Origin of the sequence: Solirubrobacter pauli (genome assembly GCF_003633755.1) — a bacterium.
Taxonomy (GTDB): domain Bacteria; phylum Actinomycetota; class Thermoleophilia; order Solirubrobacterales; family Solirubrobacteraceae; genus Solirubrobacter; species Solirubrobacter pauli.
The window spans coordinates 106,637-120,211 of record NZ_RBIL01000003.1 but is presented as its reverse complement, the minus strand read 5'-3'; the positions used below and the strand labels follow the sequence as shown (position 1 = coordinate 120,211).

Sequence of the window (13,575 nt, the reverse complement as noted above, 5' to 3'; positions counted from 1 at the left end):
GAAATGTCTCATCGGAGAGCGCTCGCTCTGGGCGCGCTCACGGCTTCGCTGTGCCTTCCGTCGACGGCCTTCGGCATCGACGAGGTCAACTCGAAGAAGCTGCGTGACGCGGTCACGGTCAACGGGATCCTGCAGCATGAGCGGGCGTTCCAGGGGATCGCGAACGCCAACGGCGGCACGCGGGCCTCGGGCACGCCGGGCTACGACGCGTCGGTGGCGTACGCCAAGCAGCGACTGCAGAAGGCCGGCTACAAGGTCACCGAGCAGTCGTTCGACTTCGCGTTCTTCCGCGAGCTCGGGCCGGCGTCGCTGTCGCAGGTGTCGCCGACCGCGAAGGACTACGAGACGGAGACCTTCGAGTACTCCGGCTCCGGCACGGTCACGGCGAAGCTGCAGGAGGTCAAGGACAACCTCGTGCCGCCGACGCCCGAGCCGAGCTCCACCGCGGGCTGCGAGGCCGCGGACTTCGCGGGCTTCACCACGGGCAACGTCGCGCTCATCCAGCGCGGTGGCTGTGACTTCGGCGTCAAGGTCGACAACGCGGCCGCCGCCGGCGCGAAGGCCGTGATCATCTTCAACGAGGGCCAGCCGGGTCGCACGGGGCTGATGGCCGGCACGCTCGGCGCCCCGAAGACGCTGCCGACGGTCGGCCTGACCTACGACGACGGCTCGGCGCTCGCGCTGCAGTTGCGCGGCGGGGCGGACGTCACCGTCGAGGTGACCACGTCGACGGAGTCCGAGACGCGCCAGACCAAGAACCTGCTCGCGGACACCAAGGCCGGCAACGCCGACCAGACGGTCGTCGTCGGCGCGCACCTGGACTCCGTGATCGAGGGCCCCGGGATCAACGACAACGGCTCGGGCAGCGCGACCATCCTCGAGATCGCCGAGGCGATGAGCGAGCAGAAGGTCAAGCCGCGCCGCGCCGTGCGCTTCGCGTTCTGGGGCGCCGAGGAGTCCGGCCTGCTCGGCTCCGAGCACTACGTCACGACGTTGCCCGCCGAGAAGCTCACGCAGATCTACGCGAACCTGAACTTCGACATGGTCGGCTCGCCCAACTACGTGCGCTTCGTCTACGACGGCGACGGCAGCGACACCCCGGTCGCCGGTCCTCCCGGCTCGGGCGAGATCGAGTCGGTGTTCACGCGCTACTTCGCCGGCCAGGGCCTCGCGTCCGAGCCGACGGAGTTCTCCGGCCGCTCGGACTACGGCCCGTTCATCGCGGTGGGCATCCCCGCCGGTGGCCTGTTCACGGGCGCCGAGGGCATCAAGACCCCCGAGCAGGCCGCGATCTTCGGCGGCACGGCGGGGCTCGCCTACGACCCCTGCTACCACCAGGCCTGCGACACGATGAACAACCTCAACGTGAACGCCCTGAACGAGATGAGCGACGCGGCGGCGCACGCCACGCTCACGCTCGCGACGTCCAAGACCGGCCTGTTCCCCGACGGCTCCCGCAAGGCCGCCCGCGACAAGTCCAAGGCCAAGCGGTTCGACGGCAACCACGCCTCGGACTAGCCGATCCGCTCGCGTCCCAGCCTCGCCACGAGCGGATCGAGGCGATGCTGGAGCACGAACAGCTCGAAGTCACGACGGGCACGGTCGAGCGCCGTGCCCGTCGCGAACGGGCGTGACCCGGCGGCCCGCGCGGCGTGCCTGAAGGCCGTCGCGCCGGCGTCGGCGACCGCCTGCCGCAGCGGGATCGACACCTGCGTGAGGTCCGGCGCGGTCGCCGCGTACTCGAACCAGCGGTCGATCGTCTGCTGCGCGACCACCATCCGGCCCGCCGCGTGCGCCTTCAAGTCGTCCGCGCGCAGCTGCTGCAGGGCCGACTCGACGCCGCTGTCCACGATCCCCGCCCACGCGGCCGCCGTGCGGATGGCGTCGCCGCTCAGGTACGGCTCCGTCGTCAGCGGCGTGAGCGTCGCCAGGATCGGCACGCCGTGGAAGTGCACGCGGTGCGACTCGGACGCCCGCATGCCCTGCCCCCGGTACCACGACCGATCCACCTCGACCCGGTCGGGGTCGGACAGGTCCACGTAGACCAACGTGCCCGTGGCGATCACGAGCGCGCGCGTGAGCCCACCCGCGCCCGAGCAGAACACCTTCGTGCCGTGGAGGCGGTCGTCGCGGATGTCGGCCGGCTCGCCCTCGCCGGGCGCTGGGTCCGCACCCCACACGCCGAGCCAGTGGTTCTCCGGGTCGATCCCGTCGAGCCGCAGCCGCTCCTGCGCGTTCAGGTGGCCCTCGAAGATCCGGCCCACAGAGCCGTCCGCCTTGGCGACCTGCCGCACGAGAGCCCACTCGTCGGCCCTGGACGCGGGCGCTTCGAGCTGCGTCAGTCCTTCCATCGCCGCGGTCGGGAACGCGGGCTGCGCGTCGAGGTGCGCGGCGTTCGCCGCGATCGCTTCGAGGACGTCGCTCACAGGTTCGGGTTCCCCAGCGGGATCGGCACCGGCCACTCCTCGCGCAGCGGCCCGGGTTCGAGTCCGCGCGTGCGCGCGGACGCGACCAACGGCCCGATCAGCTTCGCCGTCTCCCGCGCGTCCTGGCGACGCGCGCCGGTCCCGACGCCGTCATGGGCGAGCACGATGCTGCCCGGTTCGAGCCCGGCTTCGAGCCGCGCGAGCATCTCCTCGGCGCTGTCCCCACGCCAGTCGTGCGTGTCCGCGTCCCACCCGACGATCTGCAGCTCGCGCCGCGCGGCCAGCTCCTGCGTGTACGCGGCCAGATGCCCCCACGGGATCCGCCACTTCGTCACTCCGGGGACCACCGTCAGCGCCCGGTCGATGTCGTCTTCCACATCCTCACGCGGTGTGTACGGATGCCGCAGGTGCGCGTATCCATGGATCTGCACGTCGTGTCCGTCCGCACGCACGCGGGCGAACAGCTCCGGGTGCGCCTGGACCCGCTCGGCGAGCACGAAGAACGTCGCCTTCACGCCGGCCTCGGCGAGCGCGTCCAGCACCGCCGGCGTCCCGCGCGGGTCCGGTCCATCGTCGAACGTCAGCGCCAACACGCCGCCGAAGATAGGCGATCGGGTTTCGCGACGCCGCCACTCCCCGAGAGCGCCGCGCGGACGCCGCTAGACTGCTTCGCGCTTGGTGGGCGTAGCTCAGTTGGTAGAGCTCTCGGTTGTGGTCCGAGCGGTCGCGGGTTCGAGTCCCGTCGCTCACCCCTCAAGAAGGCCGCGCAGATGCGCGGCTTTCTTCGTTTGACGCGGTTCGGCGACTAGCTCGCGGCACGGGTGATGAGGCGGTCGAAGGTTCGCGCCGGCAGGATCCGGCTGAGCAGCACCAGCGGCCTGGCCCCGAACCCGACGCGGTAGCGCGTCCGGGGACGGCGAGCGCTGGCCGCCTTCGTCACCGCCCTGGCGATCACCTCTGGAGGCGAGGTCAACCGCGCGTCGGCCTGGGAGCTGTGCTCGAGGGAGGTGGCGACGGCCATCGCCAGCTCGCGGTACGGCCCTTGTCCCGAGGTCGCTCGCAGCTTGTCGGCGGCGATCGCGCCCCATTCGGTGCGGATCGAGCCGGGCTCGATGACCACGACGTCGATCCCGAACGCCCGCAGTTCCAGGCGCAGTGCGTCGCTGAGCCCCTCGACGGCGAACTTGCTGGCGTGGTACCAGGCTCCCAGCGGGGTGGCGAACTGCCCGCCCATCGACGCGATGTTGATGATCGTTCCGCTGCCTTGGGCTCGCATCGCGGGCAACACGAGCTGCGTCAGGTGGGCGAGCCCGAACAGGTTCACGTCGACCTGGGCCCGGGCTTCGCGCATGGGCACGTCCTCCAGCGCTCCGTACGAGCCGTAGCCGGCGTTGTTGACCAGCACGTCGATGCGGCCCTGCTCGGCAAGGACGTGGGCGACGGCGTCGGCAACGGAGGCCTCGTCCGTCACGTCGAGCGCCAGCGTGTGCATGCCGGCGGCGGCGAGGTCGGCCATCCGGTCGATGCGCCGGGCGGCGCCGTAGACGACGAAGCCGGCCGCCAGCAGGTGACGAGCGGTGGTCTCGCCGATGCCTGACGAAGCGCCGGTGACCAGCGCGATCTTCGGATGCACGGTCCTGTCCTCAGGACCGGGCGGGGTCGATGAACAGGGGGTCGCCGCCACGGGCGGTCCAAGCGCGCTCCTGGATCGCCCGGATCCACGGGACGATCTGCTCCGGGAGCACGTTGCGGAAGCTCGGCGAGTCCTCCTCGACGATGCCGACGAGCGCGTCGACGACGAGTTGCGGATCGAGCTGAGTGGCGAGCGCGCCACCCAACCCCGCGAGCAGCTCCGGCCGGGACAGCGTCCGGGCCGGGTCGAACCAGCGCGTCATCGTCTCCGCTCCCCGGTCGTTGAAGCCGGTGCCGAACAGGCCGGGGTTGACGGTGCAGACGTCCACGCCCGTCCCGGCCAGCTCGTCTTTGAGGCCTTCGGTGAGGCTTTCCAGCGCGTGCTTGGTCGACGTGTAGATCGCGGCGAACGGCACCGTGATCAGCCCACCCATCGACGTGACGTTGATGATCCTGCCGCTTCCCCGACGGACCATCTGGGGCGCGAACCCCTGGCACATCGCCAGCGTTCCGAACACGTTGACCTCGTAGTTGCGGCGAACCCGGTCCATCGGGATCTCCGCGACCGGGCCGGCCTCCATCACGCCCGCGTTGTTGATCAGGACGTCGACCTCCCGGGCGAAGACGTTCGTCCGGTCGCGGTCGTCGGTGGTGTCGAGCACCTGGATGTCGAGCTCGACTCCGGCGGTGGCCGCTTCCGCGGCCAGCTCGGTCGCCTGCGGCGCGATCTGCACGCCCGCGATGACCGAGTGGCCGCGACGGGCCAACTCCAGCGCGGTGCCGCGGCCGAAGCCGCTTCCTGCTCCGGTGATCAGGACCCTCGATGACATGTGGACCTCCGTGATGGGGAGACAGACGAACGGAATAAAAGACCGGCGTCCTGAAATTAACAGGCCGCCGTCTCCTTATCAAGAGGACGCTGTCCTGTAATCTTCGGGGCGTGGATGGCTTCCAGCGCGCCCGTACCGCGGACCAGCGACGGCAACGACAGGAGGACATCCTCCGGGCGGCGACGGCGATGCTCGAGGAGATGTCGGTGTCCGAGCTCACGTTGAGAGAGCTCAGCCGCCGGGTCGGGCTCGCGAAGTCCAACGTGGTCCGGTACTTCGAAACGCTTGAAGCCGTCCTGCTGGAGCTGCTCAACCGGCTCGCGCAGCGGTTCCTCGAGGAGTTGCGGGTCGCGCTCCCGTCACGTCTCGACGCGTCGCGCTCCGCATCCGAGCGATGCCGGGCGGTCTCCGCCGCGATCACCGAGTGCTTCGACGCCCAGCCGATGCTGTGCGAGCTCCTCAGCGCTCAGGCGGGGGTGCTCGAGCGCAACGTGTCCGTCGAGGTCGCGACCCAGTTCAAGTTCAGCGCGCGCGAGAACCTCCTCGCTCTCGCGGAGCTGCTGCGACGCGCGCTCCCAGAGCTCGACGAGCGGCGATCGACGCAAGCCGCGAGGACCATCGTCATGCTCGCCGGCGCCATCTGGACGCAGAGCCACCCGGCTCCGACGGTGCGTGCCGCACTGGACCGGGAACCGGACCTGTCCTTCTTCGTCACCTCGTTCCCCACGGCGCTGAACGCCACCGTCGGCACGTTCCTCGCCGGCCTGCTCGCCGCCATCGACGTGGACTGGGCCGCACCGTGACCGCGAGGGCCTACGCTGCGGTTCGTGCGGGTGCTGCTGACCGGCATGTCCGGCGTGGGGAAGTCGACGCTCGTGCAGGAGCTCCGGCGGCGTGGCCACACGGCCTACGACGCCGATGACGACGGCTTCAGCGAGCCGCGCGCCGACGGCCGCTGGGGCTGGCGACTTCAGCCGGTGCGTGATCTGCTCGAGCGGCACGACCACGGCCTGCTCTTCTTCGCCGGCTGCTCGGAGGAGCAGGCGCAGCTGACGTTCGACGTGCGCGTGCTCCTGACCGCCCCGGAGGCACTGCTCGTCGAACGTCTGCGCGAGAGACGCTCGAACCCGTATGGCCGGAACGCATCCGAGCGAGCCCAGGTCCTCGACGACCTCGCGACCGTCGAGCCGCTGCTGCGGCGCTCCGCCGACCTGATCGTCGACACGACGGCATCGCCCGCGGACGTCGCCGACGCGGTGCTGCGCCACGTACGCGCCGGCGCCGCGCCCTAGATCCCCGGCTCGCGTGTCACATCTCGTTCGTCCGCGTCGTCACCCCCGCGACAGCACCGAATCCGGGAGACGAACGACCATGGCCCACCTCTTGCACATCGACAGCTCCATCCAAGGCGACGCGTCGACCAGCCGGCGCCTCACGGCTCGCGCACGTGACCGCTGGCTCGCCGCGAACCCCGTCGGCACGGTGACCTATCGCGACCTTGGCGCCAACCCGATCCCGCACTTCGACAGCGCGGGTGGCGCAGCGCGTCACGTCGCCCTGAGCGAGCACACCGAGGCGCAATCCGCTTCGTGGCGTCTCGGCCTGGAACTCGCGGCTGAGGTCGAGGCCGCCGACGTGCTGCTGCTCGGGATGCCGTTGTACAACTTCGCTGCACCGAGCTCGGTGAAAGCGTGGGTGGACCATCTGATCATCCCGGACGTGACCTTCAGCATGACCACCGGCCGAGGGCTGCTGGGCGGCCGTGAGCTGATCGTGATCAGCGCCCGTGGCGGCGGGTTCGGGCCCGGCACGCCGAAGGAGGGCTGGGATCACGCGTCCGCGTGGCTGGGGTACGGCCTGTCGATGACCGGCCTGGAGCCGCGGTTCATCTTCGCCGATCTGCGCTGGGCCGGGCTGGTGCCGGCCACCGAAGGGCTGGAGCCCGTGCGCGATGCGTCGATGGCGGCTGCCGAGGCGGAGATCGACGGCCTCTGGACGACCATGCGGATGGCCGCGTGAGCGAGCCGCTGGCGGCGGAGTTCGAGCAGCTGCGACCGTACCTGCGTCGCGTGGCGTACGGCGTGCTCGGCTCGCTGGTCGACGCCGAGGACGTCGTGCAGGACGCGTGGTTCCGGCTCCAACGCGTGGAGCGTTCCGAGATCGACGACCTGCGCGCCTACCTGGCGCAGGTCGTCGCCCGACGCGCACTCGACGTCCTGGGCAGCGCGCGTATGCGCCGGGAGACGTACGTTGGCCCGTGGCTGCCCGAACCCGTCGTCGACGGGCTGACGCCGGAGGACCGACTCACCCTCGACGAGAGCATCTCGCTGGCACTGCTCGTGGTGCTGGAGAAGCTCTCTCCGGCCGAGCGGACCGCGTTCGTCCTGCATGACGTGTTCGGATACTCCTTCGGCGAGGTCGGCCGGGTCGTCGGGCGGGGCGAGGCCGCGGTTCGTCAACTGGCGTCGCGCGCCCGCCGGCACGTCGAGAGCGAGGGCGCCCGCTTCGACCCGTCGCCGGAGGAGCACCGGGAGGTCTTCAGCGCGTTCACCTCCGCGCTGGAGGGCGGCGACGTACGCGACCTCGTCGCGCTCCTGGATCCCGACGTGGTGATGGTCAGCGACGGCGGCGGGATCGTCAACGCGTCGCGCACGCCGCTGCTCGGCGCCGACCGGGTGGCGCGCGCGCTGATCGCCTCGCGCGACCACAACCCGCTGACGCTGCGCCCGGTCACGGTCAACGGTCGCGCCGGGCTCATCGCCCGCGATGCGCGCGACGGAACGCTCACCGTGCTGTCCATCAGCGTGCGGGACGGGCACATCACGCGCGTCCACATCATCCGCAACCCGGAGAAGCTCGGAAGCGTCGAGGGCGGCTGAGCCGAACGCGGCGTGGAGGCGTATCAGCCGTGTGAGCTGGGAGCTGACCAACCTCGTCCTGGCGGCCGCGCTCGCCGGCTTGATCTGGACCGTGCAGCTCGTGCTCTACCCGCTCTTCGCGCTGGTCGGGGCGAGCGAGTGGCAGCCCTATGGCGCCGAGCATCGCCGTCGGATCACGTGGGTGGCGGCGCCGCTGATGCTGTCGAGCGTCGGCGTCGCCATCGTCCTCGCGCTCCAGGAGCCTTCGCGCTTGAGCGCCTTGAACGCGGCGCTCGCTGTGGGCGTGTTCGTGCTGACGGGCCTCGTCTTCGCGCCCCTGCACGGCCGACTCGAACGTCAGGCGGGCCAGCGGGCGATCAGCCGGCTCGTCCGCGCGAACTGGCTCCGCACGATCGCCTGGACCGCGCAGGTCGTGTGCGCCGCTGCGCTGCTGTGACCCGTTGAGCTAACCTCAGCCGCAGCGCAGCCTCAGAAGTACGCCGCAGAACGGGCGCGCACACCCACACGACGGGCGGCAAGGACGGCTTTGCCATGCCCGTTTGCCTGAATCACCTCAACCTCGTCGTGTCCGACCTGGACGCCGCCCAGACGTGGTTCACGACGTACTTCCCGTTCTCGGTCCGGACCCGGCACCCCGGGCTCACCGTTCTCGACGGGGCCGACGGATTCGTGCTCGTGCTGATGCGGGCGCGCGAGTCCGCACCGCACTACCCGAGCGGGTTCCACGTCGGCTTCCTCGTCGACGACGAGGAAGCGGTGGACGTCGAGTACGCCCGCCTCACCGCGGCCGGACTCGATGTGCCCAGGGCGCCGCGCCGGATGCGCGGAACCTACGGCTTCTACTTCACCGCTGTCGACGGGGTGCTGTTCGAGGTCTCCGCGCGCTGAAGCGGGCGGTGCATGAGGCGAAGGTGCGGCCCGCGCGCACCATCTCGACGACGCGCAAGTTGAGAGGACGACCACGGGGGCAAGGTGGCCGGCGGCGCCCCCGAGAGGGCGCCGCACCATACCCGGGCATGGTCCTGGGTCGAAGCTAAGGCGCGCGGGGGAGCCGCGTGCGGCGGCATCCCCCGTGCGGGTGAACGCGGTGGCGCCCTAGGAGTTGGTGCCGCAGACCGGGCTCGACAGAGCGGTCGTCTGGCGGATGTCGGTGACCGGGTCCACGTACGCCCGGACCTTGTACTCGCAGCTGAAGCTCGTGCCCGACCCGGTGTCCTTCACGATGCTCACGTAGACCGTCCAGTCGTTGACGCGGCCGCTGGTCTTGGTGCTGCCGATGCTGTAGAGCGTGTCGGTGGTGTTGTAGGAGGCGTACTGGCCGTGGGTGGAACCCCAGTCGGCGTTCCAGGCCGGCCAGGCGACGTTGACGAGCGCGAGCTCCTCGGCCTCGCCCTTGGACCAGATGTGCTCCCAGGGGTAGGTGCGGGCGATGAAGGTGCCGCGCCACTGGGCGTTGGGCGGGAGCGCGAGCCCGGCGGGCGGCTCGGAGTCCTGCCAGGCGCTCAGCGCGGGGACGGTGTTGGCGTAGTAGCCGCACGACGGGGTGCCGGTGCGGGTGTAGATGCCGGTCGCGTAATCGCCCGAGAAGGTGCCGGTGTAGACGCAGTAGTAGCCGAGGTCCGCGTAGTTGCCGTTCTCCGGGCGGATGTAGGAGACGGTGGTCAGGTGCCAGAGGTCGTTGGCGTCCTTGTAGGTGGCGGTGGTGCCGGAGAAGTGGAACCCGCTGCCGCTCTTGCGGGCGCCGGCGGACGTGGCGCGGCTCGAGAAGTCCGCCCGGTTCTCGACGGTGCTGATGTACTCGGCGGTGCTGCGGATCATCGGGTCGCTGGAGACGCACGGGTTGGCGTCGACGAGGGTGAAGGCGAAGCCGTCACGGGTCAGCCAGTCGGTGCTTGGAGGCGACGGGACGAGCGCACCCTCCATGCCGAGGATCTGGCCCTCGTTGGTGAGGTAGCGGGAGCAGAACTCGTCGACGGCGGTGGCGCAGACGGGGCTGCCGACCGGGGTCACGGTCGGGTCGGCCTCGTTGCCGGTGACGGTCGCCCGGTACTCGCAGTTGTACTGGTCGCGATAGACGTTGACGTAGACGGTCCAGTTGCCGGGCGAGCCGGTGGACTTCACGCTGCCCGCGTAGTACGTGGAGGCGTCCCAGGGCTGGACGTTGGCGATCCAGTGCGGCTTGGCGTACTCCTCGGCGGCGGCCTTCTCGGCGGTGCCGACGTGCCGGACCGGGAAGTCCTCGCACTCGGACGGCGCGCAGGTCTCCCACTTCTGGGCCCGGGCGGTCGCCGGCAGCTTCGGGCCCGCCCACGTCCACGCCTGGGTCGCGGCGGGGATGTAGTAGTCGCACGACGAGGAGAGGTCCTGGATCGTGTAGTTGCCGGCACCGGTGAGTCCGGTGATCGTGGCCTCATAGGAGCAGGCGAGGTTCTGATGCCCCGGGAACGCTGCGGGATCGGTGTAGTAGGTGATCTGCGTCGGACCCGACGGGTAGTTGAACTGGGTCCCGACCCAGTCGACGTTGTCGGAGAAGTCGCAGTCGTTCTCAGGCGCACACGCGACGCGGCCCTCGGCCTCCGTCACGAACGTCGCGCGCACGTGTTCGGCGAGGATGCGCTCCTGGTCGCCCGCGGTGAGCTCGTAGCCCGGGGCGGTGCAGTACTGCTTGAAGTCGGGGAGCGAGTCCGGTGCGTACGCGGGCGCGAACGGATGGCTCACGTCCGCCAGCGCCGGGCACGGCGCGGCCTGGGCCGCGGCCGACGGGACCAGCGTGATCGCCAGCGCGGCCAGCACGGCGAGGAGGAGGGCACGCAAGTGGGGGAGTGGTGATCGCAAAAGGGGCTCTCAGGAGGGTTGAGGGGCGCGCGATAGAGACGGCGGAGCGGGCTCGGGGAGGGATTTTCGCGGTCTTATCGGCAGCGTTCGGCAAGACCTTGAGCCCTCTGGACGAAAAAGAATCATCGCGACGCGCGCGCCCGGAAGCGCCGGGTCAGCGCGATCGCCACGGCCACGCCGGCCGCGTCGATCAACCAGTCCACCGGCGAGCCGTGACGACCGTCCACGAACCGCTGGTGGAGCTCGTCGCTGGCCGCGTACACCAGCGTGATCACGACGGCGACCGCCGCCCGCCGGTAGCCGAAGGCGCGCCACCACAGCCACCAGAGCAGGCCGAACTCGGTCATGTGCGCGCCTTTGCGCAGGATCGTGTCCCAGGTGCCGAGGCCGGTGCCCAGACTCGGCTGTGCGGACAGGCCGAAGATCACGGCCATGAGGAGCAGCGGCGGCCCGAACCGCGCGAGCGTCTGCATTCGGGCCGCCATTAAACGACGACCGCCGCCCCGGCCAGGCCGGAGCGGCGGTGTGTGCGGAGGGGAACTCGTGCAGGTCAGGCGGAGGTCACCGCAGCCGTGCCCGCCCGCGCCTTGGTCCCTTCACGTTGCGCGGCGGGAGCGAGGGCCTTGAAGCTCAGGACGCCGAAGCCCGCGCCGGCCAGGAGCATCGCGACGCCCATGACGATCGCGAAGAGGGACACCTGCTCGGCGAAGTACGCGGTGTTCAGCGCGGTCGTGAGGGCGGTCTCGGTCACCCACAGGTTGCGGAGCCCGTTCTCGACGGGCTTGCCGGCCTGGTCCTTGGCGGCCGCGGCCTCGTCGTTGGTGTCCTTGCCGTCGGCGGTGAGGAAGCGGCCCATCTCGCTGTAGGTCTTGCCGCCCGTGGACTCGAGCGTGTGTGTGCGCATGACCTTGGCGAAGGCCTGCGCCTCGGCGCCGGTGTCGACCAGCTGGCCGGGGATCGTCGAGTCCTCGGTGCCGACGATCTTCTCGGCGGCCAGGTTGTCCCGGACGTAGCCGCGGCCGTCGACACCCATGTAGATGGCGCCGATGCCGAAGGCGATCAAGATTGCGCTGGCGGCGATTCCGCCGTACTGGAAGAGCTTCCTCATGGCCCTTCACCCCTTCTCTCAACTGCGGTGGTTGGTAGCTGAGATCAGTGTCGGGAACTGCGGGGCCTGCACGGTCCGGAGAAGCGCGCGGATCGCTCGCGGGAAACCGCAGACCGGCGACCTAGTCGACGTCGCGCCACTGGCTGACGAGCGTGGCGCTTGGACGGCCCCAGTCATCGTCGATCCAGAGACTGTCGATGAACGGGTCCGCGGGCGCCGGCGTGATGCCTTGACGCGCGGCGAACTCGACCACCGTGTTCAACTGCTCGAGCGAGGATCCGCTCTGGATCCCGCCGAATAACCCGCCGTAGGTGATCTCGACCAGCGCGTCGATCGCCGACCTGACGTGGCCCGGGTCCGAGCCGGCACTCTCGATCGCGCCGCGGAGGCGAGCGGGAAGCGGGTCGGACGGTTCCAACGTCATGAGGCCGTCAGCCTCGTACCAGGCGTCGAAGGTCTCGGGAACGACGGTGGCGAAACGCCAGAGGTGCTGCTCGAGCGCATCGAGCTCGGGTGCCACCAACCCGACCGTCGCCCGCCAGCGGCGGAACGTCACGAGCGCCACCGCCTGCCGGGCCACAACCGAGAGGTCCGAGTACGTCGCCGGAGGCGCCCAGGCCAGGGCTTCCCGGTCGACCGAGTACAGAGCTCCCTCGTCGCCCACGCCCCACGGCGACAGGTCGACCGAGTTGATCGGGTCGTCCTTGTCGGGGCGGTAGCGCTGGTCGTGAGGCCGGCAGGCAATCCCGATGGCGATGGGATAGTCGGCGCCCGGGTGGACCGCGCCGACACTGTCGATGACCGCGGACTTCTCGACGAAACGGTGAGCGCGTCCATCGACGTCATCGAATTGGATCTCCACCAGCCCCGGTTGGGGGTCGTCAGTCAGCCAACGAGTGACGAGCCCGCGGAGAAGGATCACGTACGAATCCTCGCAGGCGCAGCGGTTCGCCTATCCCGGTCTTGACGAACTCGGAGGTGTTGACCCTTTGCCGTGATTGCCCGCGGGTGCATGCTGGCGTGCGTTGCGGCAGTCCTCGGGTCGGTCTTCCATACACGCGCTCACGCGGCCAGCGCCTGAGACGGCGCAGGGTCTCGCGACGGCGGCTGAGCCAAGGTGGGGCCTGCTCTTGAGCTACCCGCGAACACCAGGGTCCGGTCCCAGGACCCACGAGCGTCTACCCCGGCGTGCGGCGTGACGCGCCCGGACGAAGCCCGCGAACGACCACGCTGACGCGTGGGTTACCTCCGGAAGTCGTCGACGCAACCCGGGCCCGAACATCCCGTCGCCGGAACAGTCCCAGCGTGGTGTTCGGGGTATGTACAGCGGCATGCCTGACGCGGTCCCGCGCAGCGGCGTTCGCCGGCGAGTGCTGATCTACTTCGGCCTTGTCGGGCCGTTGCCCGGAGATGAGATTGCCGACCAAGACGAGCTCAAGGGCGATCTTCGGACCGTTCGGGGCGTGGTGCGCTGGGTGGTCGTCGGCGCCGCGCGCGCGTCCTGTTCGTCCGCCTTTGCTTTGGCCCAACGAGAGATGGTCCTTCGGATGGGCATGCAGGGGTTTCATGTCGTCGAGGAGAGTCGGCCTCGACGGTTGCGCTATTCGCGGACAGGCGCTGCGCCGTCGGTGTGCGCGGACAGTGGAACGGCATCGCTTCCGTCCCTCACCCGCGTGGATCGGTTGACTCCTCTGTGGGACCGGGCGTAGGTTCGTCCAACGACGGCAAGCGAGGCGAGCATGGGCGCGATCAGCAAGTGGGCACAGGGGCTTAGGGACCGGAGGGCCGAGCGTCGCGCGCACCGGCGAGACGGGGCGGGCGAACAAGCAATCAAGCGTCAGGAAGCCAAGGCTCGGCGGCTGGCA

General features: G+C 70.2%; 16 protein-coding genes and 1 tRNA gene. 9 read left to right on the top strand and 8 right to left on the bottom strand.

The annotated features are described in order from the left end of the window. The first annotated feature begins 3 nt into the window (after positions 1–3). Complete coding sequence (locus C8N24_RS32255) at positions 4–1,518, top strand: M28 family metallopeptidase (RefSeq protein ID WP_121258377.1); 1,515 nt, start codon at positions 4–6, stop codon at positions 1,516–1,518. Here C8N24_RS32255 and C8N24_RS32250 read toward each other — a convergent pair. Further along, entirely contained in the window at positions 1,515–2,426 is a 912-nt protein-coding gene (locus tag C8N24_RS32250; RefSeq protein WP_121258375.1) for an acyl-CoA dehydrogenase family protein, read from the bottom strand. The genes C8N24_RS32255 and C8N24_RS32250 overlap by 4 nt on opposite strands. After that, positions 2,423–3,019, bottom strand: a complete 597-nt coding sequence (locus tag C8N24_RS32245; RefSeq protein WP_170179575.1) for a polysaccharide deacetylase family protein — start codon at positions 3,017–3,019, stop codon at positions 2,423–2,425. The genes C8N24_RS32250 and C8N24_RS32245 overlap by 4 nt, the downstream gene beginning before the upstream one ends. An 85-nt stretch (positions 3,020–3,104) precedes the next feature. Between C8N24_RS32245 and C8N24_RS32240 the strand changes: the two genes are divergently transcribed. Continuing rightward, positions 3,105–3,177: transfer RNA gene (locus C8N24_RS32240), tRNA-His, on the top strand. 54 nt (positions 3,178–3,231) lie between these two features. On the opposite strand, the gene C8N24_RS32235 is transcribed toward C8N24_RS32240, so the two are convergent. Both C8N24_RS32235 and C8N24_RS32230 read right to left on the bottom strand, forming a co-directional pair. Continuing rightward, entirely contained in the window at positions 3,232–4,059 is an 828-nt protein-coding gene (locus tag C8N24_RS32235; protein WP_121258371.1) for an oxidoreductase, read from the bottom strand. Positions 4,060–4,069: 10 nt separating this feature from the next. After that, positions 4,070–4,888, bottom strand: a complete 819-nt coding sequence (locus C8N24_RS32230; RefSeq protein ID WP_121258369.1) for an SDR family oxidoreductase — start codon at positions 4,886–4,888, stop codon at positions 4,070–4,072. 110 nt (positions 4,889–4,998) lie between these two features. Between C8N24_RS32230 and C8N24_RS32225 the strand changes: the two genes are divergently transcribed. From C8N24_RS32225 to C8N24_RS32200, 6 genes are all read left to right on the top strand, one after another. Continuing rightward, a complete protein-coding gene (locus C8N24_RS32225; protein WP_121258367.1) occupies positions 4,999–5,691 on the top strand; it encodes a TetR/AcrR family transcriptional regulator in 693 nt (230 codons plus the stop codon). Positions 5,692–5,715: 24 nt separating this feature from the next. Beyond that, positions 5,716–6,180, top strand: a complete 465-nt coding sequence (locus tag C8N24_RS32220) for an AAA family ATPase (protein ID WP_121258365.1) — start codon at positions 5,716–5,718, stop codon at positions 6,178–6,180. A gap of 79 nt (positions 6,181–6,259) precedes the next feature. Beyond that, positions 6,260–6,907, top strand: coding sequence for an FMN-dependent NADH-azoreductase (locus tag C8N24_RS32215; protein ID WP_121258363.1), 648 nt, complete (start codon positions 6,260–6,262; stop codon positions 6,905–6,907). Beyond that, on the top strand, positions 6,904–7,767 hold the full coding sequence (gene sigJ / locus C8N24_RS32210) for an RNA polymerase sigma factor SigJ (RefSeq protein WP_121258361.1): 864 nt from the start codon (positions 6,904–6,906) through the stop codon (positions 7,765–7,767). Before C8N24_RS32215 ends, sigJ begins: the two co-directional genes overlap by 4 nt. A gap of 31 nt (positions 7,768–7,798) precedes the next feature. Further along, positions 7,799–8,203, top strand: a complete 405-nt coding sequence (locus C8N24_RS32205) for a hypothetical protein (protein WP_121258359.1) — start codon at positions 7,799–7,801, stop codon at positions 8,201–8,203. Between the two features lie 95 nt (positions 8,204–8,298). Then, complete coding sequence (locus C8N24_RS32200; RefSeq protein ID WP_121258357.1) at positions 8,299–8,655, top strand: VOC family protein; 357 nt, start codon at positions 8,299–8,301, stop codon at positions 8,653–8,655. A gap of 207 nt (positions 8,656–8,862) precedes the next feature. Here the strand turns inward: C8N24_RS32200 and C8N24_RS32195 are convergent, their stop codons facing one another. From C8N24_RS32195 to C8N24_RS32180, 4 genes are all read right to left on the bottom strand, one after another. Further along, entirely contained in the window at positions 8,863–10,581 is a 1,719-nt protein-coding gene (locus tag C8N24_RS32195; RefSeq protein ID WP_121258355.1) for a hypothetical protein, read from the bottom strand. A gap of 143 nt (positions 10,582–10,724) precedes the next feature. Next, the gene (locus tag C8N24_RS32190) at positions 10,725–11,075 is read right to left on the bottom strand and encodes a VanZ family protein (protein WP_170179574.1); all 351 of its coding nucleotides are present in this window, start codon (positions 11,073–11,075) and stop codon (positions 10,725–10,727) included. Between the two features lie 77 nt (positions 11,076–11,152). Further along, positions 11,153–11,710: a hypothetical protein gene (locus C8N24_RS32185; protein WP_121258351.1), complete on the bottom strand. Its 558-nt coding sequence runs from the start codon at positions 11,708–11,710 to the stop codon at positions 11,153–11,155. 121 nt (positions 11,711–11,831) lie between these two features. Continuing rightward, the gene (locus C8N24_RS32180; RefSeq protein ID WP_121258349.1) at positions 11,832–12,632 is read right to left on the bottom strand and encodes a hypothetical protein; all 801 of its coding nucleotides are present in this window, start codon (positions 12,630–12,632) and stop codon (positions 11,832–11,834) included. 409 nt (positions 12,633–13,041) lie between these two features. Between C8N24_RS32180 and C8N24_RS32175 the strand changes: the two genes are divergently transcribed. Next, positions 13,042–13,419 carry a hypothetical protein gene (locus tag C8N24_RS32175; RefSeq protein WP_147448105.1) on the top strand — a complete coding sequence of 126 codons (378 nt, stop codon included), beginning with the start codon at positions 13,042–13,044 and terminating at the stop codon, positions 13,417–13,419. The last annotated feature ends 156 nt before the right edge of the window (positions 13,420–13,575 follow it).